The sequence below is a fragment of the Streptomyces sp. NPDC017936 genome, assembly GCF_044328485.1.
Classification (GTDB): Bacteria; Actinomycetota; Actinomycetes; order Streptomycetales; family Streptomycetaceae; genus Streptomyces.
The window spans coordinates 48,988-73,013 of sequence record NZ_JBIRHK010000013.1; the positions used below are offsets into that span (position 1 = coordinate 48,988).

General features: G+C 73.1%; 22 protein-coding genes and 1 pseudogene. 12 read left to right on the top strand and 11 right to left on the bottom strand.

The annotated features are described in order from the left end of the window. Positions 1–16 precede the first annotated feature (16 nt). Positions 17–583: a carboxymuconolactone decarboxylase family protein gene (locus ACH4F6_RS25685; protein ID WP_397962683.1), complete on the top strand. Its 567-nt coding sequence runs from the start codon at positions 17–19 to the stop codon at positions 581–583. A gap of 224 nt (positions 584–807) precedes the next feature. Here the strand turns inward: ACH4F6_RS25685 and ACH4F6_RS25690 are convergent, their stop codons facing one another. Next, positions 808–2,295 carry a glutamate synthase subunit beta gene (locus ACH4F6_RS25690; RefSeq protein ID WP_397962684.1) on the bottom strand — a complete coding sequence of 496 codons (1,488 nt, stop codon included), beginning with the start codon at positions 2,293–2,295 and terminating at the stop codon, positions 808–810. Positions 2,296–2,573: 278 nt separating this feature from the next. Continuing rightward, positions 2,574–3,278 carry a DUF2293 domain-containing protein gene (locus tag ACH4F6_RS25695; RefSeq protein ID WP_397962685.1) on the bottom strand — a complete coding sequence of 235 codons (705 nt, stop codon included), beginning with the start codon at positions 3,276–3,278 and terminating at the stop codon, positions 2,574–2,576. A 143-nt stretch (positions 3,279–3,421) separates the two neighbouring features. Here ACH4F6_RS25695 and ACH4F6_RS25700 point away from each other — a divergent pair, with 143 nt between their 5' ends. The 3 genes from ACH4F6_RS25700 to ACH4F6_RS25710 all read left to right on the top strand — a co-directional run bounded on the left by ACH4F6_RS25700 (position 3,422) and on the right by ACH4F6_RS25710 (position 4,923). Next, positions 3,422–4,063 (top strand): uridine kinase, encoded by a 642-nt coding sequence (locus ACH4F6_RS25700; protein WP_397962686.1) that lies wholly within the window; start codon positions 3,422–3,424, stop codon positions 4,061–4,063. A gap of 36 nt (positions 4,064–4,099) precedes the next feature. Further along, complete coding sequence (locus ACH4F6_RS25705) at positions 4,100–4,420, top strand: hypothetical protein (protein WP_397962687.1); 321 nt, start codon at positions 4,100–4,102, stop codon at positions 4,418–4,420. A 68-nt stretch (positions 4,421–4,488) separates the two neighbouring features. Continuing rightward, complete coding sequence (locus ACH4F6_RS25710; RefSeq protein WP_397962688.1) at positions 4,489–4,923, top strand: CBS domain-containing protein; 435 nt, start codon at positions 4,489–4,491, stop codon at positions 4,921–4,923. Between the two features lie 12 nt (positions 4,924–4,935). On the opposite strand, the gene ACH4F6_RS25715 is transcribed toward ACH4F6_RS25710, so the two are convergent. Beyond that, on the bottom strand, positions 4,936–6,063 hold the full coding sequence (locus tag ACH4F6_RS25715; RefSeq protein WP_397962689.1) for a magnesium and cobalt transport protein CorA: 1,128 nt from the start codon (positions 6,061–6,063) through the stop codon (positions 4,936–4,938). Between the two features lie 290 nt (positions 6,064–6,353). Here ACH4F6_RS25715 and ACH4F6_RS25720 point away from each other — a divergent pair, with 290 nt between their 5' ends. Continuing rightward, positions 6,354–7,148: a methyltransferase gene (locus ACH4F6_RS25720; protein WP_397962690.1), complete on the top strand. Its 795-nt coding sequence runs from the start codon at positions 6,354–6,356 to the stop codon at positions 7,146–7,148. Positions 7,149–7,378: 230 nt separating this feature from the next. Here the strand turns inward: ACH4F6_RS25720 and ACH4F6_RS25725 are convergent, their stop codons facing one another. The 4 genes from ACH4F6_RS25725 to ACH4F6_RS25740 all read right to left on the bottom strand — a co-directional run bounded on the left by ACH4F6_RS25725 (position 7,379) and on the right by ACH4F6_RS25740 (position 11,255). After that, positions 7,379–8,488 carry a carbohydrate kinase family protein gene (locus tag ACH4F6_RS25725; RefSeq protein ID WP_397962691.1) on the bottom strand — a complete coding sequence of 370 codons (1,110 nt, stop codon included), beginning with the start codon at positions 8,486–8,488 and terminating at the stop codon, positions 7,379–7,381. 98 nt (positions 8,489–8,586) lie between these two features. Further along, on the bottom strand, positions 8,587–9,495 hold the full coding sequence (locus tag ACH4F6_RS25730) for a pseudouridine-5'-phosphate glycosidase (protein ID WP_397962692.1): 909 nt from the start codon (positions 9,493–9,495) through the stop codon (positions 8,587–8,589). Between the two features lie 265 nt (positions 9,496–9,760). Beyond that, a complete protein-coding gene (locus tag ACH4F6_RS25735; protein ID WP_397962693.1) occupies positions 9,761–10,315 on the bottom strand; it encodes a methylated-DNA--[protein]-cysteine S-methyltransferase in 555 nt (184 codons plus the stop codon). A gap of 70 nt (positions 10,316–10,385) precedes the next feature. Continuing rightward, complete coding sequence (locus tag ACH4F6_RS25740) at positions 10,386–11,255, bottom strand: glycerophosphodiester phosphodiesterase (protein WP_397962694.1); 870 nt, start codon at positions 11,253–11,255, stop codon at positions 10,386–10,388. 275 nt (positions 11,256–11,530) lie between these two features. Between ACH4F6_RS25740 and ACH4F6_RS25745 the strand changes: the two genes are divergently transcribed. The 6 genes from ACH4F6_RS25745 (at position 11,531) to ACH4F6_RS25770 (ending at position 19,990) form a co-directional block, all read left to right on the top strand. Then, entirely contained in the window at positions 11,531–12,397 is an 867-nt protein-coding gene (locus tag ACH4F6_RS25745; protein WP_397962695.1) for an MHYT domain-containing protein, read from the top strand. 40 nt (positions 12,398–12,437) lie between these two features. Next, positions 12,438–14,585 (top strand): excinuclease ABC subunit UvrB, encoded by a 2,148-nt coding sequence (gene uvrB, locus ACH4F6_RS25750; RefSeq protein WP_397962696.1) that lies wholly within the window; start codon positions 12,438–12,440, stop codon positions 14,583–14,585. 153 nt (positions 14,586–14,738) lie between these two features. After that, complete coding sequence (locus ACH4F6_RS25755) at positions 14,739–15,317, top strand: TerD family protein (RefSeq protein ID WP_397962697.1); 579 nt, start codon at positions 14,739–14,741, stop codon at positions 15,315–15,317. Between the two features lie 55 nt (positions 15,318–15,372). After that, positions 15,373–17,421 carry a TerD family protein gene (locus ACH4F6_RS25760; RefSeq protein WP_397962698.1) on the top strand — a complete coding sequence of 683 codons (2,049 nt, stop codon included), beginning with the start codon at positions 15,373–15,375 and terminating at the stop codon, positions 17,419–17,421. A 288-nt stretch (positions 17,422–17,709) separates the two neighbouring features. Further along, positions 17,710–18,711, top strand: coding sequence for a TerC/Alx family metal homeostasis membrane protein (locus ACH4F6_RS25765; protein ID WP_397962699.1), 1,002 nt, complete (start codon positions 17,710–17,712; stop codon positions 18,709–18,711). Positions 18,712–18,889: 178 nt separating this feature from the next. Beyond that, positions 18,890–19,990, top strand: coding sequence for a calcium:proton antiporter (locus ACH4F6_RS25770; protein WP_397962700.1), 1,101 nt, complete (start codon positions 18,890–18,892; stop codon positions 19,988–19,990). A gap of 108 nt (positions 19,991–20,098) precedes the next feature. Here ACH4F6_RS25770 and ACH4F6_RS25775 read toward each other — a convergent pair. Beyond that, positions 20,099–20,316: pseudogene (locus ACH4F6_RS25775) on the bottom strand (MFS transporter); the annotation flags it as partial. Positions 20,317–20,419: 103 nt separating this feature from the next. Further along, a complete protein-coding gene (locus ACH4F6_RS25780) occupies positions 20,420–21,466 on the bottom strand; it encodes a S66 peptidase family protein (RefSeq protein WP_397962701.1) in 1,047 nt (348 codons plus the stop codon). 101 nt (positions 21,467–21,567) lie between these two features. Here ACH4F6_RS25780 and aroQ point away from each other — a divergent pair, with 101 nt between their 5' ends. Beyond that, a complete protein-coding gene (aroQ, locus tag ACH4F6_RS25785; protein ID WP_397962702.1) occupies positions 21,568–22,041 on the top strand; it encodes a type II 3-dehydroquinate dehydratase in 474 nt (157 codons plus the stop codon). Between the two features lie 420 nt (positions 22,042–22,461). Here the strand turns inward: aroQ and ACH4F6_RS25790 are convergent, their stop codons facing one another. Continuing rightward, complete coding sequence (locus ACH4F6_RS25790; protein ID WP_397962703.1) at positions 22,462–23,118, bottom strand: MBL fold metallo-hydrolase; 657 nt, start codon at positions 23,116–23,118, stop codon at positions 22,462–22,464. Positions 23,119–23,128: 10 nt separating this feature from the next. After that, positions 23,129–23,815 carry a maleylpyruvate isomerase family mycothiol-dependent enzyme gene (locus ACH4F6_RS25795; RefSeq protein ID WP_397962704.1) on the bottom strand — a complete coding sequence of 229 codons (687 nt, stop codon included), beginning with the start codon at positions 23,813–23,815 and terminating at the stop codon, positions 23,129–23,131. Between the last annotated feature and the right edge of the window lie 211 nt (positions 23,816–24,026).

Consider the following 24,026-nt stretch of genomic DNA (forward strand, 5'->3'; position numbering starts at 1 on the left):
CCATAGGTTGGTCCGCATGACGACGCACCCGAGCGACACGACGACCACTGCCGACGCCCGCACCACCGCGACCCGCACGGCCTCCACCACCCCCGCGGGATCCGCCGCCGCGATCGCCGACGCCGAGGCCGGGCGGACCCGTCTGGACTTCGCCGGGTCCGCCCGCAAGGCCTTCCGCGCCCTCGTCGGCTTCGACGCCGCCGCCCGTGAGGGCCTCGACCCGGCACTCGTCGAACTCGTCCAGATCCGTGCCTCCCACCTCAACCACTGCGCGTACTGCCTGCACATGCACACCAACGACGCCCGCAAGGCCGGCGAGAGCGAGGACCGCCTGCACCTGGTCGCCGTCTGGCGCGAGGCCCGTCACTTCTTCACCGAGAAGGAGCAGGCCGCCCTCGCCCTCACGGAGGCGGTCACGCTCGTGGCCGACGGCGGCGTCCCCGACGCGGTCTACGCCGAGGCCGCGGCCCGCTTCGACGACGGCGAACTCGCCCGGCTGCTGGCCCTGATCTGCACGATCAACACCTGGAACCGGGTGGCCCTGGCGACGGCCAAGGTGGCGGGGACCGACGAGCGCGGCTGACGCCACCGGCCGGTCCGCGCCGCCACGCTCGAGCGGCCCGCAGTCCGCGCCGCAACGCGCGAGCGGCCCCCACCGCAACGCGCGAGCGGCCCCCGCGGCCCCCGCGGTCCGCGCCGGCACCAGCGGTTGCCCGCGGCGCCGGCAGCCACGCCGGTACCGCAGTTGCCGCGGCGCCGGCAGCCGCGGCCGTTCCACCGGCCCGGCGCCGGCCTCGCCGCTGCGCCCTACGCGCGCATCGGACGGTCGTACGGCCCGATCGGCGCCGGCAGCCGGGAACTCCCCGTCAGGTGGTGGTCGACGGCTGCCGCCACCGCCCGCCCCTCCGCTATCGCCCACACGATCAGCGACTGCCCGCGCGCCGCGTCCCCCGCCGCGAACACGCCGGGCACGTTCGTGGCGAAGCCGGCGTCCCGCGCGATCGTGCCGCGCGGCTCCAGCGCGAGCCCCAACTGCTCTACCAGCCCGTCCTCCCGGTCGGGCCCGGAGAAGCCGAGCGCGAGCAGCACCAGGTCGACGGGCAGCGTCCGGCCGGTGCCCGCCACCGGCCGGCGCCGCGCGTCGACCTCGACGAGGTGCAGGGAGCGGACGTGACCGTTCTCGTCGCCGGTGAACCGGAGCGTGGACGCCGCGAACAGCCGTGCGTCCGCGTCCGCCGCCGGCGCCGTCCGGAGGGCGCCCGCCTCCTCGTGCGCGGCCGACAGCCGGTAGATCTTCGGGTACGTCGGCCAGGGATCGGTGTCCTCGTCGCGCTCGGCGCCCGGCTGGGCGTAGATGTCCAGCTGGGTCACGGACGCGGCACCCTCCCGTACGGCCGTCCCCAGGCAGTCCGCCCCGGTGTCGCCGCCGCCCACGATCACGACGTGCTTGCCGGCGGCGGACATCGGCGACGCCTCCAGATCCCCCTCGCAGACCCGGTTGGACAGCGGCAGGTACTCCATCGCCTGGTGGATGCCGGTCAGCTCGCGCCCCGGCACGTGCAGTTCCCGCCAGGCGGTCGCCCCGGTGGCGATCACGACGGCGTCGTAGCGCGCCCGCAGATCGGCGGCCATGACGTCCCGCCCGACCTGGGTCGACGTACGGAACTTGGTCCCCTCGGCCCGCATCTGGTCGATGCGCCGGTCAAGATGGTGCTTCTCCATCTTGAACGCGGGGATGCCGTACCGCATCAGCCCGCCGATCCGGTCGTCCTTCTCGTACACGGCGACCGTGTGCCCGGCCCGGGACAGCTGCTGCGCCGCGGCCAGGCCGGTGGGCCCGGAGCCGATCACCGCGACCGTCCGCCCGGTCAGCCGGTCCGGCGGCCGCGGCGGCGTGAAGCCCTCCTCCCACGCCCGGTCGGCGATCGCCGCCTCGACGTTCTTGATGGTGACGGCGGGCTGGTTGATGGCGAGCACGCACCCGGCCTCGCAGGGCGCCGGACACAGGCGTCCGGTGAACTCGGGGAAGTTGTTGGTCGCGTGCAGCCGTTCGCTCGCCGTCCGCCAGTCCTCCCGCGACACCAGGTCGTTCCACTCGGGGATCAGGTTCCCGAGCGGGCAGGCGTGGTGGCAGAAGGGGACGCCGCAGTCCATGCAGCGGTCCGCCTGCTTGCTGATGATGGGGAGCAACGCTCCGGGGACGTACACCTCGTCCCAGTCCCGGACCCGCTCCCCGACAGGCCGGCGTGGCCACTCCTGGCGGGGCGTGGACATGAATCCCTTGGGATCGGCCATGGCCGTGTTCCTTCGTACGCGTGCGGCGAGCCGTGCGTCGTCGGGCGGCGCTCCTGCGGCCACGATACGTCTCGCCCACCCCTCACGCCGAGTGTGGACAGCGCTTTCCCGCAAGGCGGGACCGAACCGGCCGCCGAAGGCCGGAGGAGGGGGCGGTCCGGGGGGCCACCGCGGTGCCCGACAACCGCTTCCGCGCCTCCCCGGCACCGCCGCGGCGCGCTCCCGGCGCCACCCGGCTTCCTCCCCGGCCGTCGGCGCCTTCCCCGGCCTCCGGCGGCTCACGCCCCGGCGGAACCGATCCCCGCCACCCACCCCCACCGCCTCAGCACCGTCTCCACGCCCGGCATGATCCGCCCCCGGGCCGTGTGCCGCGGCACCCCGCTCATCAGCAACCGGTCGTACGGCGTGTCCAGATGCCGCACGGACGCCACGACCGCGGAGACGACCGCCCCCTCGGACAGCGCCCGCCCGGCGGCGCTGCGCCCCACCCGCCCGCTGCCCCGCACCGAGGCGTGCGCGGCGATCTCACGGGCCCGGTCCGCCGGGCAGGCGGGGAACAGCCGCAGGATCTCCGCCGCGAACGCCTGCGTGAACCGCGCGTCCCGCGCCGCCCGCCACCGCGCGTCCCGCGCCCGGCGCCGCCGCCTCGCCTCGGCGTCCGCCAGGCACCGCGCCTCGGCCCGTGCCAGCCCCGCCTCCTCCACGAGGACGCCCTGCCGCTCGTAACGCCCCTTGCGCCGGTTGAACCGGACGACGACCACCGACAGCGTGCTCTCCTCGCGCGACCTGCGCGTCAGCGCCGTGTCTCCGCGCGGCAGGAACACCAGGTGCCCCAGGTCGGCACAGTCGAGGCAGCGAGGCGCGCCGTCCTCCAGGACGAGCATCGGCAACGGCCCGCGCCGGCAGCCGGCACAGTGCCTCCGCCGCAGCGGTTGGACGACGAGGAGACCCGTAGGGGGCAGGGGAGTCGCGGGGGCCGGCATGGGGACTGCATTCCCCCCGGCGGGCCCGGCGCCACGTGTCCGTCCCGGAGCCCGGTCCCGGCGTCCGGGTCGTCCTCCTCCGCCCGTCTCACGGTCCGCGCTCCGTTCCCCCGCCGCCGCGACCGGCCCGCCCCTGACGCATCATGGGCCGTGTGCGACTCGAAGCGATCACCTGGGAACGGCTCGGCGATTCCCTCGCCGACCGGCTGCGCGACCTGACGCCGGACGACGGCAGCCCCTGGCCGCGTGTCGCCTTCGACGGCGCTCCGGCGGCCCGCCCCGGTGACCTCGCCGGACGCGTCGCCGAGGCGCTGCGCGTGCGGGGCCGCCCCGCTCGGGTCGTCGACACCCACGGCTTCCTGCGCCCCGCCTCCCTCCGCCTCGAACACGGCCACCACGACGTGGAGGCCTACTACGACGGCTGGTTCGACACCGGCGCCCTGTGGCGCGAGGTGTTCGGCCCCCTCGACCCCGGAGGCGACGGCCGGATCCTGCCCGACCTCCGCGACCCCCTCACCGACCGCGCCACCCGCAGCCCGTACGTCCACCTCCCGCCCGGAGGCGTCCTCCTGCTCCACGGCCCCCTCCTGCTGCGCCACTGGTTCCCCTTCGACCTGACCGTCCACGTCCTGCTCTCCCCGGCCGCCCTGCGCCGCCGCACCCCGGAGGACGACCACTGGACACTGCCCGCCTTCGAGCGCTACGCCCGGGAGACCGACCCCGTGACCTCGGCCGACGTCCTCGTCCGCGCCGACGACCCCCGGCATCCGGCGTGGAGGGGATGAGCCGGCCCCGCACCCCCGCTGCACGCGGCCCGAGTCGTGACGATCTCCTCGCGGGCCTCCGCCCCCGACGCCCCTGTCCGCGCCCTCCTCGACGGCGAGGACTTCGCCTCCGTCGAGGTCCGCGGCACCGCCGGGGTCGTCCCGGACGAGGAGAGGCGGCTCCCGCACGAGCTCTCCCACGAGCGCCTCGGCGTCGATCCGCCCGCGGAGCGGGACGACGAGGCGCGTGTGATCATCCGCGTCGTGCCGCGGAGGCCGTGGGCTTCTCGGCGTGAGAGGACGCCCGGGACGAGAGGGCCGGCCGCGAAGGTGCGTCCCCCGGCCCGCCCGACGAAAATGAAGGACACCGGGATGTGAGACCGCAGGCGGCCGGGACGGCGGCGCGCTCGGCGTCGCGCCGGCAGGCCGGCACCGGGAGGTACCCCATGACCACCGCCGGAGAGATCATGCACCGGGGCGCCCAGTGGATCCCCGCCCACGAAACACTCGACCGCGCCGCCCAGTTGATGCGCGAACTCAACGTCGGCGCCCTGCCCATCAGCGACACGAACGAGCGGCTCTGCGGCATCCTCACCGACCGGGACATCGTGGTGGGCTGTGTGGCCATGGGCCACGACCCCGCCAAGATCACCGCCGGTCAGCTGGCCCAGGGCACACCGCGCTGGATCGACGCCGGAGCCGACATCGACGAGGTGATCCACGAGATGGAGGAGCACCAGATCCGCCGGCTGCCGGTGATCGAGAACAAGCGCCTGGTGGGCATGATCAGCGAGGCCGACCTCGCCCGGCACCTGAGCGAGGACCAGATGGCCGCATGGGCCCAGGGCGTCTACGCCAGGACCGGCACCGCCCGGCACTGACGGCGCGGCCGTTCAGAGCCAGCCGTTGCGCCGGAAACCGCGGTACAGCACCAGGCAGGCGACGGATATCACCCCGATGACCATGCCGTAGCCGTATCTCCAGTGGAGCTCCGGCATGTGGTCGAAGTTCATGCCGTACACCCCGCAGACCATCGTCGGCACGGCGACGATCGCGGCCCAGGCGGTGATCTTCCGCATGTCCTCGTTCTGCGCGACCGTGACCTGCGCGAGGTGCGCCTGAAGGATCGAGTTGAGCAGTTCGTCGAACGCCGCGATCTGCTCGGTGGCCCGGATGAGGTGGTCGGAGACGTCCCGGAAGTACGCCTGTATCTGCGTGTCGACCACCCGCATCGGCCGGTCGGCGAGGTCCAGCAGGGGGCGTCCGAGCGGCACCACCGCCCGCTTCAGCTCCAGGAGTTCACGCTTGAGCTGGTAGATGCGCCCCGGGTCGGCCCGTGCGCCGCTCTGCGTGAAGACGTCCATCTCGACCTGGTCGATGTCCGCCTGCACGGCTTCCAGGACGTTGAGGTACTCGTCGACGACATGGTCCGCGATCGCGTGCAGGACCGCCGACGGGCCCTTGGCGAGCTGCGCGGAGTCCGACTCCAGCTCCTCGCGCAGCGGACCGAGCGACCCGTGGCGGCCGTGCCGCACCGAGATGACGAAGTCCCGGCCGACGAACACCATGATCTCGCCGGTGTCGACCACCTCGCTCGTCGCCGTGAGCTGGTCGTGCTCGACGTAGCAGACCGTCTTGAACACCGCGAACAGCGTCTCGCCGTACCGCTCCACCTTCGGACGCTGATGGGCCTCGACCGCGTCCTCCACCGCCAGCGGATGCAGGTCGAACAGCTCGGCGACGCCCGCGAACTCCTCGTTCGTCGGCTCGTGCAGGCCGAGCCAGACGAAGCCCTGGCCGCTCTTGCGCACCCGCTCCACCGTGTCGGTCAGATCCCCGCCGACCGGGGCCCGTGCCCCGTCCTGGTACGACACGCAGCTCACCACGGAGGAACCCAGCGGGGAGCGCGCGGGATGGCTCAGGTCGACCCGCGTCCGCCGACGGGCCAGCCGCGCCATCTTGCGCAGGCCGCCGACCGTGCTCAGGCCGGTGACCTTCCGCAGATTCCCCGCCATGGTCATCTGGATCTCCTCGGGTGGATCTCCTCGTGGCGCGTTCCCGCACCCCGGCGCGCCAGTCTGCCAGGCCCGCGCACGCCGTGCGGCAGCCTGTGGGAAGGGCGCCTTCCGCTTTGTTCCCGCCTGTGGACGGCCTGACTGGGGTCTGCCCGCGACAGGAGCCTCCATGTCTTCCGCGTCCGGCTCCTTCGACGCCCTCTCCCGCCGGGCCGGTTCCCCCGACCGCCCGCGGTGAGGGCGCACCGGCCGCGTCACCCCCCTGCGAGAAAAGGGAGAACTGGGATGATCGTGACATGACGCGATCCGACGGGTACCTCCTCGACAACCGGCGGGACGAGGCGGGAGAACGCTTCGACGCCTTCGCCGACCTCTTCGACCCCACGACGTTCCGGCACCTCGAAGGCCTCGGCGTCGGACCCGGCTGGCGCTGCTGGGAGGTCGGTGCGGGCGGCACCTCCGTGGTGTCCTGGCTGGCGAAGAAGGTCGGGCCGACCGGCAAGGTCGTCGCGACCGACATCGACACCTCGCGGCTGGCCCCGGCCGCCCGCCCGCCGGTCGAGGTGCGCGTCCACGACGTCGGCGCCGAGGAGCCGCCGGGAGAGGGCTTCGACCTGGTGCACGCCCGGCTCGTCCTGGTCCACGTACCGGACCGGGAAAGGGCGCTGCGCTCGATGGCCGGTGCGCTGCGTTCCGGCGGACGGCTCCTCGTCGAGGACGCCGACCCCGCCCTGCAGCCGCTGCCGTGCCCCGAGGAGCACGGCCCCGAACAGCAACTGGCGAACCGGCTCCGGCACGGCTTCCGCAAGCTCCTCGCCGACCGGGGCGCCGACCTCTCCTACGGCCGCAGGCTCCCGCGTCTGCTCCGCGAAGCCGGACTGCTCCGCGTCGAGGCCGACGCCTACTTCCCGGTCGCCTCGCCGGCCTGCGCCGCCCTGGAATCCGCGACGGTCCGACAGATCCGCGGCGACCTCGTGGCCGCCGGACTGGCGACCGACGAGGACATCGACCGGCACCTCGCCAACGTCGCCTCCGGCGGCATGGACCTCGCGACGGCGCCGATGATCTCGGCGTGGGGGCGCAAGAACTAGGGCCCGTCGTCCGGAGCCGACGCGGGGCCGGCGCACCTTGCCCTCCCCGCTCCGCTCGAGCGGGAGGGGCCCGTCGCGTCGACACCCTCCGCCGGCGTGCAGCCGCCCGCGGACATCCGGGGGCACGTCGTCGCCCGGCACCCGGTGACGTCGTGGTCCGGGACCGGCCGTGTCGCCGCGGCCGCCGCGTCGTTCCCCGGCCGTCCGAGGAGTGCCGCCGTCCGGCGGGCTCAGCCCGCGGGACGGGGGTCCGTCCTCGGCGCCGGGCGGCCGGCGCCGGCCGCCGGCCCGGTCACCGGTGCCGTGCGGTCGCCGGGCCTCGGCCGCGCCGTCGTCGCCCCGCTGCCGCCGGTCGGCGTGGACAAGTCCGCCGCCGGCACCTCCGCGTCCGCGGCCGCGGACGGTCTGCCGCCCACCCGTTCCACCGCCCGCGCGCCCGCCCGGCAGCCCTCGGCCGCCGCGACGCCGGGCCCGGCGCCCGCGAGCAGGGCGGCGAGGAACGCGCCCGTGAAAGCGTCACCGGCGCCCGTGGTGTCCCGGGGCGTCGCGGCAACGGCGGGGACCCGGCCGGTCACGGCGCCGTCGCGGGCCACCAGCGCGCCGTCCGCGCCCTGCTTGGCCACCACCAGCGGAACGTGGCGGCTCAGCGCGGCCGCCGCGTCCGCCCCGTCCGGCAGCCCGGTCAGCAGACAGGCCTCGTCGCGGCTGGGCAGCAGCACGTCCACCCCCCGGACGAGCGCCAGGAACCGGTCCGCACCCAGTTCCGGCAGGAATCCCGCCGACGCCGGGTCGAGGCTCACCGGCACACCCCGCGCGCGTGCCGACGTCACCGCCGTGCGCACCAGCGCGCGTCCGGACGCGGAGAACAAGAGGTAACCCGACAGGTGCAGCCGGCCCACCCCGTCGAGCAGGGAGTCCGACCAGTCGCCGGGACCGAGCCTCAGCGACGCGCCGCTGTCGGTGAGGAACGTCCGCTCGGCCGCGGAACCGGTGTCGACCAGGCAGATCACCGTACCGGTCGACGCCTCGGGATCGACGACCAGCCGGGGCCGCACCCCGCAACCGATCAGCTCCCGCTCGTGCCAGGCCACCCCGTCCGCCCCCACCCGGCCGAGCAGCCGGACGTCCGCACAGCCCCAGTGCGCCGCCCAGCAGGCCACATTGGCCCCTGCTCCGCCCGGCAGCGTCCGGATCACGGCGGCCGTGTCCGTCCCCGAGGCCAGCGGCCCCCGGTGCCGCGCGACGACGTCCGTCACGACGTCCCCGACGACCAGCAGCGCCCCCCTCCGCGCGGGTCCCTCCGCGCGCTCCCCGGCATCCGCCCCCGGCGCTTCCCGCATCCCGTCGGGCCCCCGGCCCGTGACCGGCCGCGGCCCGGCCTCCGCGGGCGAGTCCGCCCCCGGAGCGGACCGCCGGCCGGCCCCGCCCGGCCTGCCGGTCACGCCCCGGCCCACGCCGCGGCGATCCGCGCCGCCAGCCGTACGTTGCCCCGCACCGCCGCCAGATTGGCGCTCAGGGACGCGCCCCCGGTGTGCCGGACCAGGTGGTCGAGCAGGAACGGCGTCACGGCCTGACCGGTCACCCCCTGCTGCTCGCACGCGCGCAGCGCTTCGGCCAGCACACGCGCGTGCAGCTCCGGATCCAGCTGCTCCTCCTCCGGAACGGGACGGGCCACGATCAGCGCCGACTCCGGCGCGCCGAGCGCGTCCTGCGCCCGCATCACCTCCGCCACCTCCTGGGGGCTGTCCAGCCTCCAGTCCACCGGATGCCCCGAGTCCGACAGGTAGAAGCCGGGGAAGCGGTCCGTGCCGTACCCGGCCACGGCGACGCCCAGCGTCTCCAGCCGTTGCAGGGTCGCCGGCACGTCCAGGATCGACTTCACCCCGGCGCACACCACGGTGATCCGCGTGCGCGCCAGCAGACCCAGGTCGGCGGACTCGTCCTGGGTCACCGTCCACTCGCGGTGCACCCCACCGAGCCCACCCGTGGCGAACACCCTGACGCCGGCCCGCGCGGCCAGCAGCGCGGTCGCCGACACCGTGGTCGCCCCGCTCGCCCCCGAGGCGACGGCGAGCGGCAGGTCACGGTGGCCCAGCTTGCGGATCCCGTCCTCGTCGGCGACCCGCTCCAGCTGCTTTTCGTCGAGGCCGACACAGGGCCGCCCGTCCAGCACGGCGATCGTGGCCGGCACGGCGCCCTCCGCGCGCACGACCGCCTCCAGCTCCAGCGCCACCCGCAGGTTGCGCGGCCGCGGCAGCCCATGGGCGATGATCGTGGACTCCAGGGCCACCACGGGGCGACGCGCGTCAACCGCCTCCCGCACCTCTTCCGACACCACCAGCACCACGTGCCCGCCTCCCGTCCGTCGGTCCTCCCTCATCCCTGGCGGGCGGCGCCCCGGGTCAAACCCTTGCGGCCTGTGGGGGACGACACCGGCCGGGAACGCGTGAGGGACCCCACGGCACGTCTCGACCACGTCGTCCCGCGGGGGCACGACCCGCTCGCCGCGGTCCGCGGAACACCTGACGGTGCCGCGCGGAGCGCGGGCCGCCCCCGTGAACCCTGTCTGCCGCGCACGGCCGCGGGCGGACCTCGACGCGCTCGGCCCCCGGTCAGAACAGCGGCTGGGGCAGCACCCCTTCCAGGGCGAGCAGCTTGCGCTTGGTCTCCAGGCCGCCGCCGAAGCCGCCGATCCCGCCGTCGCGCTCCACGACCCGGTGACAGGGCACGACCACGGGCAGCGGGTTGGCGCCCATCGCCGTCCCGACGGCCTGCGCGGCCCCCGGCTGGCCCACCCGTTTCGCCAGGTCGCCGTACCCGACGACCGCCCCGTACGCGACACCGGAGGCGAGCTCGCGCAGGACCTGGCGGTTGAAGCCGGAGATCAGCGACCAGTCCAGGGGCAGCGCGAAGTCGCGCCGCGCACCCGCGAAGTAGTCCTCGACCTGACGTATCGCCTCGGTCAGCAACGGGGAGCCGGGCGCCTCGACGGGCTCGGCGCCCAGGCGGTCCGCGAGACGGGCGAGCGCCTTGTCGCGCACGGTGCCGGTGGCGTGGAACACGACGTTGACCAGACCCTCGCGGGTCGCGGCCAGCAGCAGGGGACCGATGTCGGTGCCGACCACGGCCCACACGACCTGCTGCTCGTACTGCCCATGGCTGTCCATGCGCCCACCGTACGGCCCGCCACCGACAACGGTCCCGCGGGCGGCGGCACCGGCCGGCGGACGCCGGGCGTCACGAGCGGGGCAGGGACTCCCGCACCAGGTCGGGTCTGTTGGTGATGATGCCGTCGACGCCGTACCCGGCCATGGTCCGTGCGGCGGAGGCCTGGTCGACGGTCCAGACGAAGACCTCCAGCGGTGTCCCGTGCGGCCCGGTGACCGCGTGCACGGCGGCCACGTAGTCCGGCGACACGGACGTGTGGGAGGGGTTGATCAGGTCGGCGAAGACCGCGTACCGGGGCAGGTCGGCCACGGGCGGTCTGCCCAGCAGCCCGGTCGTCACCGCCGGTTCCAGATCGTGGAGGGTCCGCAGACTGCCGGCGCCGAAGCTCTGCACGACCAGCCGGCCGGCGAGGTGCCGGCGGTCGAGCCAGCCCTCGTCGCCCAGCACCTTCAAGGTCTCCCGCTCGATGCCCGGGTACAGCCCGGGGTTCTTGATCTCCAGCAGCAGCTTCTGGTGGTTCCGTTCGACACGGCGCACGTACTCCCTCAGCGTCGGCACGCGCGCGCCCGCGTACGCGGAGCCGAACCACCTGCCCGCGTCGAGCCGTGCGATCTCCGCCGCGGTGAAATCCCTCACCTGCCAGGGAGCGCGCCCCGGGAACACCTCCTCGACGTCGGTCGTCCGGCTGAGGCTGGCGTCGTGGATCACGACGAGTTCGCCGTCCCTGGTGCGCTGGACGTCGTTCTCCACCCAGCGGACGCCCAGGCACGCGGCCGCGTCGACCGCGGCCAGGGTGTTCTCCGGCGCCAGCGCGGAAGCACCCCGGTGGGCGATCACCTCGGGCCGGGCGGCACTCCCGCGCGCGTGGGGGACGAAGAGCAGCAGGGCGACGGCGCCCAGGAGCGCGATGGCCGAGGCGGCGGCTGCGCGCGCGTACATGCGTACTCCTCGCGTCGAACGGTCACGTACAGCGTCAGTGTGACAGCGGAGCGTCAACGAGGAGGGGAGGCGGGGACGGCCTCAGGCACGCGTGAAGGCGCGTCGCGGCTGCCACCGGGGCCGCACATGTGGGAAGGACGTGTTTCTTTGCCGGAGAATCGTTCGACCATTCCGGTCGGGGTCATACTCTCTGCGTCACCCCTGGCCGCTCGCGCCGAACTGGGAGGGGGCGCGACTCAGGGACATCCAGCAACAGGGCGGAAAGGCAACCGCGCATGCACGGCACGGTCGACGGATTCAGCTACGGAATCGTCACACCGCTGGTGGCCTACCTCATGGCGTGCCTCGGCGGCGCCCTCGGTCTGCGGTGCACCACCAGAGCCCTGCTCGTGACCCACTCCTGGCGCCCCGGATGGCTCGCGCTCGGCTCCGCGGCGATCGGCTCCGGCATCTGGACCATGCACTTCATCGCGATGACGGGCTTCACGGTCGCAGGGGCCCCGATCCACTACGACAGACCGACCACCTACGCCAGCCTCGGCGTCGCCGTCGTGATGGTGGGCATAGGCATCTTCATGGTCGGCTACAAGGGAGCGACCGGCACGGCCCTGTTCACCGGCGGCACCATCACCGGCCTGGGCATCGCCTCGATGCACTACCTGGGCATGGCCGGCATGCGCTTCAACGGCAGGATGCAGTACAACACGCTCACCGTCGCCGTCTCCGTCCTCATAGCCGTGGTCGCCGCCACCGCCGCCCTGTGGGCCGCGGGACAGGTGAGGGGCTTCCTGTGGAGCGTGGGCGCCGGCCTGATCATGGGCCTGGCCGTCTCCGGCATGCACTACACGGGCATGGCCGCCGTCAGCGTCGACCTGCACGCCGGCGGAACGCCGTCCCCGGGCGACTCGCCCGCCGGGCTGCTCGCCCCGATGCTGATCGGCCCGCTCGCCTTCCTCTGCCTCGCCGGCGTCGTCGTCCTGTTCGACCCGCTGATGATCATGGGCAAGTCCGGCCGGACCCCCGTCGAGCACCCGGCCGGGGTCCCCGCCCGCCGCCCCGCCGCGCCCCCCGCCCGCCGGGTCCCGCCGCGCAGCCGCCACGAGGTGGCCCACCACGCGTCCCGGACACCGCAGAGCCGCTGATCGGAGCCCATTGTCAGTGGGGGGTCGTACGGTGGATGGCATGCGGCCCGTTTCCCAGATCGAACGCACGGTGGCGCCCTTCGAGGTCGTCAGCCCCTACCAGCCCAGCGGCGACCAGCCGACGGCCATCGCCGACCTCGCCCGGCGCATCGAGGCCGGCGAGAAGGACGTCGTCCTCCTCGGCGCGACCGGCACCGGCAAGTCCGCCACCACCGCGTGGATGATCGAGAAGCTCCAGCGCCCCACGCTCGTGATGGCGCCGAACAAGACCCTGGCCGCCCAGCTGGCGAACGAGTTCCGGGAACTGCTGCCGAACAACGCGGTCGAGTACTTCGTCTCGTACTACGACTACTACCAGCCCGAGGCGTACGTCCCGCAGTCGGACACCTACATCGAGAAGGACTCCTCGATCAACGAGGAGGTCGAGCGGCTGCGCCACTCCGCGACCAACTCGCTGCTCACCCGCCGGGACGTCGTGGTGGTCGCCTCGGTCTCCTGCATCTACGGCCTCGGCACTCCGCAGGAGTACGTGGACCGCATGGTCCCCCTCAGGGTCGGCGAGGAGATCGACCGGGACGAGCTGCTGCGACGCTTCGTGGACATCCAGTACACGCGCAACGACATGGCGTTCACCCGCGGCACGTTCCGCGTGCGCGGCGACACCATCGAGATCTTCCCGGTCTACGAGGAGCTCGCCGTGCGCATCGAGATGTTCGGGGACGAGATCGAGGCCCTCTCCACCCTTCACCCGCTCACCGGCGAGATCATCAGCGACGACGAGCAGCTGTACGTCTTCCCGGCCTCCCACTACGTCGCCGGCCCCGAGCGCATGGAGCGGGCGGTCAACGACATCGAGAAGGAGCTCGGGGAGCGCCTGGCCGAGCTGGAGAAGCAGGGCAAGCTCCTGGAGGCCCAGCGGCTGCGCATGCGGACCACGTACGACATCGAGATGCTCCGCCAGATCGGCACCTGCTCCGGCGTGGAGAACTACTCGATGCACTTCGACGGCCGTCTGCCGGGCTCCCCGCCGAACACCCTGCTCGACTACTTCCCCGACGACTTCCTGCTCGTCATCGACGAGTCGCACGTCACCGTGCCGCAGATCGGCGCCATGTACGAGGGCGACGCCTCCCGCAAGCGCACCCTCGTCGACCACGGCTTCCGCCTCCCCTCCGCCCTCGACAACCGTCCCCTGAAGTGGGAGGAGTTCCAGGAGCGCATCGGACAGACCGTGTACCTGTCGGCGACGCCCGGCGCCTACGAGCTCTCGCGCGGGGACGGGGTCGTCGAGCAGATCATCCGCCCGACCGGCCTCATCGACCCGGAGGTCGTGGTCAAGCCCACCGAGGGCCAGATCGACGACCTGGTGCACGAGATCCGCACACGGGTCGAGAAGGACGAGCGCGTCCTGGTCACCACCCTCACCAAGAAGATGGCCGAGGACCTCACGGACTACTTCCTGGAACTGGGCATCCAGGTGCGCTACCTGCACAGCGACGTCGACACGCTGCGCCGCGTGGAGCTGCTGCGCGAGCTGCGCAGCGGCGAGTTCGACGTCCTGGTCGGCATCAACCTGCTGCGGGAGGGCCTCGACCTGCCCGAGGTGTCCCTGGTGGCGATCCTCGACGCCGACAAGGAGGGCTTCCTGCGCTCCGGCACCTCCCTCATCCAGACCATCGGCCGCGCCGCGCGCAACGTCTCGGGCCAGGTCCACATGTACGCGGACAAGATCACCCCCGCGATGGAGCGCGCCATCGAGGAGACCAACCGCCGCAGGGAGAAGCAGATCGCCTACAACAAGGCGAACGGCATCGACCCGCAGCCGCTGCGCAAGAAGATCAACGACATCGTCGCCCAGATCGCCCGCGAGGAGGTCGACACCGAGCAACTGCTCGGCTCCGGCTACCGCGCGAAGAAGGACGGCCGGGGCACCAAGGCGCCGGTGCCCTCCCTCGGCGACAAGGCGGCCCAGGGGGCGAAGGCGGCCAAGCCCGCCAGGGGCAAGGCCAAGGAGACGGTCCCGACCGACCGCCCCGCGGCCGAACTCGCCGAGCAGATCGAGGAGATGACGGAGCGCATGCGGGCCGCCGCGGCGGACCTCCGGTTCGAGATCGCCGCCCGGCTGCGCGACGAGGTCTCCGAGATGAAGAAGGAGCTGCGCCAGATGAAGGAGGCCGGCCTGGCCTGAGGGACCAGGCGGCCCCGGGCGGTCGTACGCACTGTGTTGCAAGAACGACACAAAGTGCGGGCCCGGGTACGGCGTTGTCGGTGCCCTTGCGTAGGGTTTTCGTCAACCGCGGGTCCGCGGCAACAGGGGACAGTTCGAGAGGGGAAACAGCGCGTGACCGTCAACATGACCAAGGGTCAGGCCATCAGTCTGCAGAAGAACGACGGAGGCAGCCTGACCGCGGTGCGCATGGGTCTCGGCTGGCAGGCGGCCCCCCGGCGCGGCCTGTTCGGCTCCCGCACCCGGGAGATCGACCTCGACGCCTCCGCGGTCCTGTTCGCGGACAAGCAGCCGGTCGACGTCGTCTTCTTCCGCCACCTGGTGAGCGACGACGGCTCCGTCCGCCACACCGGTGACAACCTCGTCGGCGGTGTCGGCCAGGGCGGCGACGACGAGGCGATCCTCGTCGACCTGGCCCGCGTCCCGGTCCACATCGACCAGATCGTCTTCACCGTGAACTCCTTCACGGGCCAGACGTTCCAGGAGGTGCAGAACGCCTTCTGCCGTCTGGTCGACGAGACCAACGGCCAGGAGCTCGCCCGCTACACGCTCGCGGGCGGCGGCGCGTACACGGCCCAGATCATGGCCAAGGTGCACCGCGCGGGCAGCGGCTGGAACATGACGGCCCTCGGCAGCCCGGCCAACGGCCGCACCTTCCAGGACCTGATGCCCGCCATCCTGCCGGTGCTGTAGGGCCCGGCGAGCGCCACACCACGACACCACACGCGACACAGGGGGACGACAGGCGATGACGGCCGAGCTGGTGCGGGGGCAGAACCACCCGCTCTCCGAGGTCCGCCTCGAGATCAGGATCTCGGCCGGCACGCCGATCGTGGCCGGTGCCACGCTCAGCGACGAGAACGGCAGGATCCACGGCGTGGAAGGGGTGGCCCACCCGGGCGCACCCGTCCTGCCCGGCGTCGAGGTCTCGCGGCAGGCGGCGGCCGACCACCGCCTCGCGGTGGACCTGGACGCCGTGGCGGCGGCCGTGCACCGCGTCAGCATCCTGCTCGCCCTGCCCGCGGGCGTCGGGGGGCCGGTCGGCTTCGGCTCCCTCGCGGCCCCCTTCGTCGCGGTCACCGGCCTCGACGGCACCGAGGTCGCCAGCTACACCCTCATCGGCCTCGACGCCGAGTCGGCCGTCGTCGCCCTGGAGCTGTACCGGCGCCAGGGCGCCTGGAAGGTGCGCGCGGTCGGCCAGGGCTACGCCGGCGGTCTCGCCGAGCTGCTCACCGACCAGGGCCTGCCGCAGGCCCACCAGGTCGCCGCCGGGGTGAACGACGCCGTGGCCCAGGGCCTGGCCCGCTCGGTGCCGGCCCCCCAGCCGCGCACGACGGACGGCGACCGCTCCCGGCAGACGGCCGCGTCCGCCCTCGGCCAGGACCCGAGCGGCTCCCCGTACGGCGGACAGGGCACCCAGGGCGCCGCCGGCCCGTACACGGCAGCCCAGGGCTCCGCCGCGCAGACGCCGGGCTCCCCGGCCCCGGGGACGGGCTACCCCACGGGTTCCGCGCCGGGGGACCCGTCGGTCCCCCCGCAGCCGGCCGCCCCGCCGCCGACGGCGCCCACTGCCGGCGGCCCGGTCGACTACAGCCATCCGCGCCGGCGGAACACCGCACCGCCGCCCCCGCCCTCCGCGCCCCCGGCCCAGCCCGGGCAGCCCGCACAGCCCGTGGCCGGGGACGCGACCGGCTGGTCCATGGAGGAGCGGCTCTACAACCAGGTCTGGGGCATGTTCGAGGACCTGGCCCGTACCGCCGCCGCCTACCGCAGCGCCGTCGACTTCGCCGACACGCGCAGGGAGAAGGAGCTCGACGAGGTCCTGTCCGACCCGCGCAGCCGCATCGGCGGCCAGGGCGACGCGGCCCGTGAGAGCGCCCGCGCCAAGCACACCCAGCTCGTCGACCAGGCCCGGCAGGCCCTGGACCGGGACCTCGCCCAGCTCGCCGCCGAGGCCGACGTCGTCGAACCCGCGCTGCCGCCGGCGTACGCCCGCTGGGACAACCCGTCCTGGCACGCCTACCGCGTCCCCATGGAGATGCCCATGGCCCTGCGGCTGGGCGACCTCCACCTGCCCGAGAGCGAGCGGCTGCGGATCCCGATGCTGATCCGTCTCCCGCTGGAGCGCGGGCTGTGGATCGACAGCGGTCGGACCGGCTCGTCCGACGGCGCCTTCACCGACTCCCACGACATGCGGCGGCTCGCCATGGAGTCGGCCGTGGCGCACACGGCACGCCTGCTGGCGGTGCATCCGGCGGACGAGTTCACCGTGCACGTCATAGACCCGGCCGGCTCGGGTGCCCAGGCCCTGGTCCCGCTGGTGCAGACCGGCGTGCTCGCGTCCCCGCCCGCGATCGGCGCGGCCGGCGTGGCGGACGTCCTGGGCCGGCTCACCCAGCGCGTCGACCTGGTGCAGATGGCGGTGCGGGGCGGCGCGGCCGACTCGCTCCCGCCCGGCTTCGACACGTCCCAGCAACTCCTGGTCGTCAACGACTTCCCGCACGGCTTCGACGACCGCGCGGTGAACCAGCTGCGCTACCTCGCGGACGAGGGACCTTCCGTCGGGGTCCACCTGATGCTGGTCGCCGACCGCGAGGACGCCGACGGTTACGGACCGTTGCTGGATCCGCTGTGGCGCGGGCTGATGCGTCTGACGCCGGTGCCCGACGACCACCTTGCCGACCCCTGGGTCGGGCACGCCTGGACCTATGAACCGCCCCTCGTGCCGCACGGCAGCCAGGTGCTCCACCACGTCCTCACGCAGGTCGCCGAGGCCCGCCGTTCATGGCGCGGCTGACCCGGTCCGGCGGCCGCACCAAGCATCCGTAAAGGACGACTGACCAGCGCTTTTGGTCTTTCTTTTGCCTGGCTCTTTACCAATCCTTGGTAGTTCGGGTACTGTCTTCCGTACGGAGGGGAGTACTCCCTACCTGCTGCGACGTACCCGTCAATACGGATCAGGCCAGATCCCGGGGCGTCGGCCCGTGTGGTCCCGCGCGCACCGCGTGACGGGACCCGGGGTGGAAGAGACCTCCGGCAGCGCGACGGCGCTGATCACTTGCCGTTACGTACTGCCGGAGGCGCAGTGGATGTTTCCACGACCCTGTGGGTCCTGACCATCGTGGGCCTTGCCGCCCTCATCGCGGTCGACTTCTTCATCGGCCGCAAGCCGCACGACGTCTCGATCAAGGAAGCCGGCATCTGGACCGTCGTCTGGATCGCCCTCGCCGGACTCTTCGGCCTCGGTCTGCTGGTCTTCGGCGGCAGCCAGCCCGCCGGCGAGTTCGCCGCCGGCTTCATCACCGAGAAGTCGCTCAGCGTCGACAACCTCTTCGTCTTCGTCCTGATCATGGCGAAGTTCGCGGTCCCGTCGCAGTACCAGCAGCGGGTCCTGCTCGTCGGCGTCCTCATAGCCCTGGTCCTGCGCGCCGTCTTCATCGCGGCGGGCGCGGCGATCATCGCCAGCTTCTCCTGGGTGTTCTACCTCTTCGGCGCCTTCCTGATCTGGACCGCCTGGAAACTCGTCCAGGAGGCCCGGGCCGACGAGGAGGACGAGGAGTTCGAGGAGAACAAGCTGCTCAAGGCCGCCGAGCGCAAGTTCGGTGTCGCCGACAGCTACCACGGCACCAAGCTGTGGATCCAGCAGAACGGCAAGCGGGTGATGACCCCGATGCTGGTCGTGATGCTCGCGATCGGCACCACCGACGTGCTCTTCGCCCTCGACTCCATCCCCGCGATCTTCGGCCTGACGCAGGACCCGTACATCGTCTTCACGGCCAACGCGTTCGCGCTGATGGGGCTGCGCCAGCTGTACTTCCTCATCGGCGGCCTGCTGAAGAAGCTGGTCCACCTGAGCTACGGCCTGTCGATCATCCTGGGCTTCATCGGCGTGAAGCTGGTCCTGCACGCACTGCACGAGTCCGGCGTCCACGTCCCCGAGATCAGCATCCCGGTCTCGCTCGGCGTCATCTGCTCGGTCCTGACCGTCACCACGATCACCAGCCTGCGGGCCTCCCGCAAGCAGGCGGCGGCCGAGGAGGCGCGGACCGGGAGGGAAGGCGCCGCGAAGGACAGCATCGACGTCTGACCACGGGCGACGTGACGACGACCGTCCCCGGAAGCGGAGCTAGGCACCGTGCCGAGCTCCGCTTCCGGCACTTCACCGGATGCGGGCCTTCCCACCGGGGACGCCGTCACCGGGCGGCAGACGCACCGGCCGTACCGGCCGGCATGCGAAGCGCATGCCGCTCTGCGACGATCGCTGCATGACCGCTCGGCTCGGGTCGATCGCGAACCGGTGGACGTCCCTCGTGCCGGCGTTCGCGGTCGTCCTGTTGGTCCTGACCTGGGGCCGCGACCTGCCCGGCGTGATCGTCGCGCTGGTGACCGTGGTCCTCGCCGGCTCCGTCCTGGCAGCCGTCCACCACGCGGAGGTCATCGCCCACCGGGTCGGCGAACCGTTCGGCTCCCTGGTGCTCGCGGTGGCCGTGACGGTCATCGAGGTCGCCCTGATCGTCACCCTGATGGTGGACGGTGGCGACAAGAGCGCCACGCTCGCCAGGGACACGGTGTTCGCCGCCGTGATGATCACGTGCAACGGCGTCGTCGGGCTGTGCCTCCTGGTGGCCTCCCTGCGGCACGGCACGGCCGTCTTCAACCCGGAGGGCACCGGCGCCGCCCTGGCGACCGTCGCCACGCTGTCCACGCTCAGCCTCGTCCTGCCGACCTTCACCACCAGCAAACCGGGGCCGGAGTTCTCCTCCGTCCAGCTCACCTTCGCCGCACTGTCCTCGCTGATCCTCTACGGCCTGTTCGTCTCCACCCAGACCGTCCGGCACCGGGACTACTTCCTGCCGATCACCCGGCAGGGCGACGTGATCACCGCCGAGGAGCACGCCGACGCGCCGTCGGCACGGGCCGCCCTCATCAGCCTCGGCCTGCTCGGCCTGGCCCTGGTCGGCGTGGTCGGCCTCGCCAAGGGCGTCTCGCCCACGATCGAGTCCGGTGTGGAGGCCGCCGGGCTGCACCACGCCGTCGTGGGTGTGATCATCGCGCTGCTCGTGCTGCTGCCCGAGACGATCTCCGCCCTGCGCTCCGCCCGCCGTGACCGGGTGCAGACCAGCCTGAACCTCGCGCTCGGCTCCGCGATGGCCAGCATCGGGCTGACCATCCCCGCCGTCGCCCTGGCCTCCGTCTGGCTCTCCGGCCCGCTCGTCCTGGGCCTCGGCCCCACCTACATGGTGCTGCTCGCGCTGACCGTCGTGGTCAGTTCGCTGACCGTGGTGCCCGGGAGGGCCACGCCGCTGCAGGGCGGTGTGCACCTGGTGCTGTTCGCGGCGTACCTGGAGCTGGCGGTCAACCCCTAGCGGCCCCTCACCCCGCGGCCGGCCTCACTTCCGCCCCCGGCTGCGCCTCGGGCGCTCGCCGTCGCCGGACGCGCCTCCGGCGGCAGGGGACGGTGCGGACCGGCCGCCGCCGTGCCGGTCCCCGACGGGCCCGAAGAGCACCGATCCCGGCGGCCGCGCCATCGAAGTCCACGCCGAAGGCCGCGAAGGCGGCCGGCGTCCCCGCGAGCGGTGAGAACGTCGGGAAGAACAGGGGCCCGGACCGGCGCGGCCGCGGTCCCGCAGACGAGGAAGCCGTGGAACTCGACGGCCGTCCGGGCGAGCGAGGCGGCCGCGAGCCGCGGCACGGACGGTGCCCGCACGGTGCGCACGTCGCGCGGGACACCTCAGCCACCCACCGTGACGACGGGGCGCGGGGGCGCGCGGCCAGGGAACGCCCCGGCGGTCGGCTCAGTAGGTGACGGTGATGCGCCGGGCGGGGCCGTCGACGCGGATCGTCCCGCCGTAGGGGAGGACGAACTGCGGATCGGTGTGGCCGAAGTCCACGTCGAAGACGGCCAGGGTGTCGGGGGCGTACGCCGCCAGCGCGCGCTGCACCGCCTCGCGCTGCTCGGTGGCGTACCGCGCGGCCTCCTCCGGGCTGTTGGGGCGCTCGAAGGACCACGTCTTGGCGCGGCCCATCAGCAGCGCCGGGAAACGCCGCAGGAGGCCCCGCTCGCCCATGTTGCGCAGGATGCGGAAGACCTCCGTGGCGCTCGGCAGTTCCTCCGAGGTCTCCAGGAACAGCACGCCGCCGTCGTACACGGACAGGTCGTGCGAGATCTCCCGGTCGGCCATCAGCAGCCAGGAGAGGATCTCCAGGTTGCCGCCCCAGCCGCGGCCCTCCACGACGCGGTCGGCGTTGCGCCAGATCCATCCGCCGCCCGGCCGCGTCTGCGGCTCCGCCTCGAAGGTCGACGGGTCGGCCCAGTCGCGGTCGATGTCGTTCCAGCGCTCGGCGGGCCGCAGTTCGTACGGGCCCGAGGTGAACAGTGCCGCCCGCAGGGAGTCGGCGGTGACCGGGTTCATGGCCCCCGGCCGCCCGAGTTCCACCATCACGCTCGCGCCGTGGTAGCCGACGATGCCGGTGTTGTACAGGTGGGCGAGCAGGTTGGTGTTGTCGCTCACGCCGAAGAAGGGCTTCGGGTTGGCGCGGATCAACTCCCGGTCCAGGAACGGCAGGACGGTGATCTGGTCGTCGCCGCCGATCGACGCGAAGACCGCCTTCACGCTCGGGTCGGCGAACGCCGCGTGGACGTCGTCGGCGCGCTCCCTCGGTGTGGCGCCCATCGTGCGGGTCGTGGGGTACTCGACCGGTTCGAGACCGAACTCCTCGCGCAGCCGTTGCACGCCCAGCTCGTAGGGGCGCGGGAAGAGCCCGGGCAGACCCGAGGCCGGCGAGACGACGGCCACGCGGTCACCGGGTGAGGGCTTGGGCGCATACGCGGGGATCACCATGCCGCGAGGGTAGGGCCTGCTGTCCTGCCGTTTCACCGTGATAAACCGGGACCCAGCAGCGGTCCGACGGGCCGCCCCACCCCGAACGGACCGGAGGAACCGTGCCCCGCACCCTCGCCGACGCCCCGATCATGATCCTCAACGGCCCCAACCTGAACCTCCTGGGACAGCGCCAGCCGGAGATCTACGGCTCCGACACCCTGGCCGACGTCGAGGAACTGTGCGTCAAGGCGGCGGCCGCGCACGGCGGCACGGTGGACTTCCGGCAGTCGAACCACGAGGGTCAGCTGGTCGACTGGATCCACGAGGCGCGCCTGGACCACTGCGGGATCGTGATGAACCCGGGCGCCTACTCGCACACCTCGGTCGCGATCCTGGACGCGCTCAACGCCTGCGACGGTCTGCCGGTGCTGGAGGTCCACATCTCCAACATCCACAAGCGCGAGTCGTTCCGGCACCACTCGTACGTCTCCCTGCGCGCCGACGGAGTCATCGCGGGGTGCGGTGTGCAGGGGTACGTGTTCGCCGTCGAACGCGTCGCCGCGCTGGCGGGGACGGGCAGGGCCGACGCCTGAGCACCGGTCCCCGGGAACGCGTCCCTCACCGTCGGCCCGCCTCCACGATCCGCGGCGGGAGGCGCCGCGCGCCTTCCCGCCGCGGACCGCAGCCGCAGGAAGGCGCCTGGGCCGCCGGCCGAGGGCGGGGAATGCGGACCGGCGGCCCGTTCCGTACGGGAGTCGTCCTCCCGCGCGGGGCTGCCACCAGTTGACCGCGCCACCACGCGTACGGGGAGCGCGCACGGGGCGTCGGCGCGTGCACGCCGTTCACACGGGGCGCGCGTCCGATGACGCGCGCCCCGTATGCGCGTCACGCACCGCCGGACGCGCGTCCCGCACCGCTCCGGACCCGCCTCACGCCCGTACGCGCGGGACGGTCTGGCAAAGGGGACCGGGGAGTCCCGCGTAGCCCGCCTCACGCCCGTACGCGCGGGACGGTCACCACCCGCGCGCGTGCCACTCCGGCAGGTGCGGGCGCTCGGCGCCCAGGGTGGTGTCGTTCCCGTGTCCCGGATAGACCCAGGTCTCGTCCGGGAGCACGTCGAAGATCTTCGTCTCGACGTCGTGGATCAGACGGGCGAACGCCCGGGGGTCCTTGTGCGTGTTGCCGACGCCGCCCGGGAAGAGGCAGTCGCCCGTGAACACGTGGGGATGCCCGTGCGGGTCGTCGTAGACGAGGGCGATCGAGCCCGGCGTGTGGCCGACCAGATGGCGCGCGGTGAGCTCCACCTGCCCCACCCGGACGACGTCGCCGTCGTCGACCGGGACGTCGGTCGGCACCGGGATGCCCTCGGCGTCGTCACGGCCGGCGTACGTACGCGCGTGCGTGGCCGCCACGACCTCGGCGAGCGCCTGCCAGTGGTCGCCGTGCCGGTGGGTGGTGACGACGGACGCGATGCCGTCGTCCCCGATCATGCCGAGCAACGCGTCCGCGTCATCGGCCGCGTCGATCAGCAGCTGCTCGTCCGTGGCCCGGCACCGCAGCAGATAGGCGTTGTTGTTCATCGGACCGACCGCGATCTTGGTGATCATCAGGTCCTTGAGCTCGTGCACGTCCGCCGGGCCGCCGACCGTCACCTCTCCGCTGTACGTCATGACGGCCAGCCTATAGCGGGGGGAGGGCCGGGAGCGGTCCGCCACCGACGGTCAGCCCCGATCCGTCGCGACGTCCGGCGAGCCAGCCCAGGAGGTCGGCCGGGGATCCCGTGACGGTCACGCCGGGGCCGTCGGTCTCTCGGCCGGTGCGCCACGTGCGCGTGCCGTCCGTCAGGCGGGTCGGCGGCACCTCGGGGCGGCCGGCGAACCGCTCCGCGAGGAAGCCGATCTCCCGTTCGGTGAACTCCGCCGGCAGGTCCTCCAGCTCGTAACCGATGCCGAGGTCCACGTGGTGCAGCTCCACCTCGGCCCACCGTCGGAACGGCACCCGGGCCGCGGTGTCGGTGACCCCGTTGCGCAGCTCCACCGTGCGCGACCAGTCGGCGGGCGCGGCCGCCGCCTCCTGGAAACCGGCGGCGCTGTCCCGGACGTCCGCGAGCTGGAGGTCCAGGGCGCGCGGGGCGTCCCGCTCGATGTCCGCGTCCCGGGCCTCGCCGGAGACGTACATCGGAAGGCCCCGGAGGACGTTCGCGAGGGCGTCCGCGTTGCGGGCCAGATGGGCCAGGACATGCCCCCGGCTCCAGCCGGGCAGGCGTGACGGCTCTGTCACAGCCGCGTCGTCCAGCTCGGTGACCGCGGTGAGCAGCCGCTCGGTCGCGTCGCGTACAGACGCCAGGTCATGGGCGTGATCAGTCATGGCGCCGACCCTAGCTTCGCCACCCCTTCGGGTGAAGGTGACGGACCATGCCCGTGAATCGAACCCATGTGCTATATGGTCGATGGCGGCGTCGGGCATGCTGGATGGCCGGGAATTGTTGTCAACCGGTGAATCCGAACCGGCGTTGTCAGTGGCTCCCCCTAGTCTGAGGAAGACGGGGGCCCCGCCCCTGTCACTTCTCTCAAGAAAG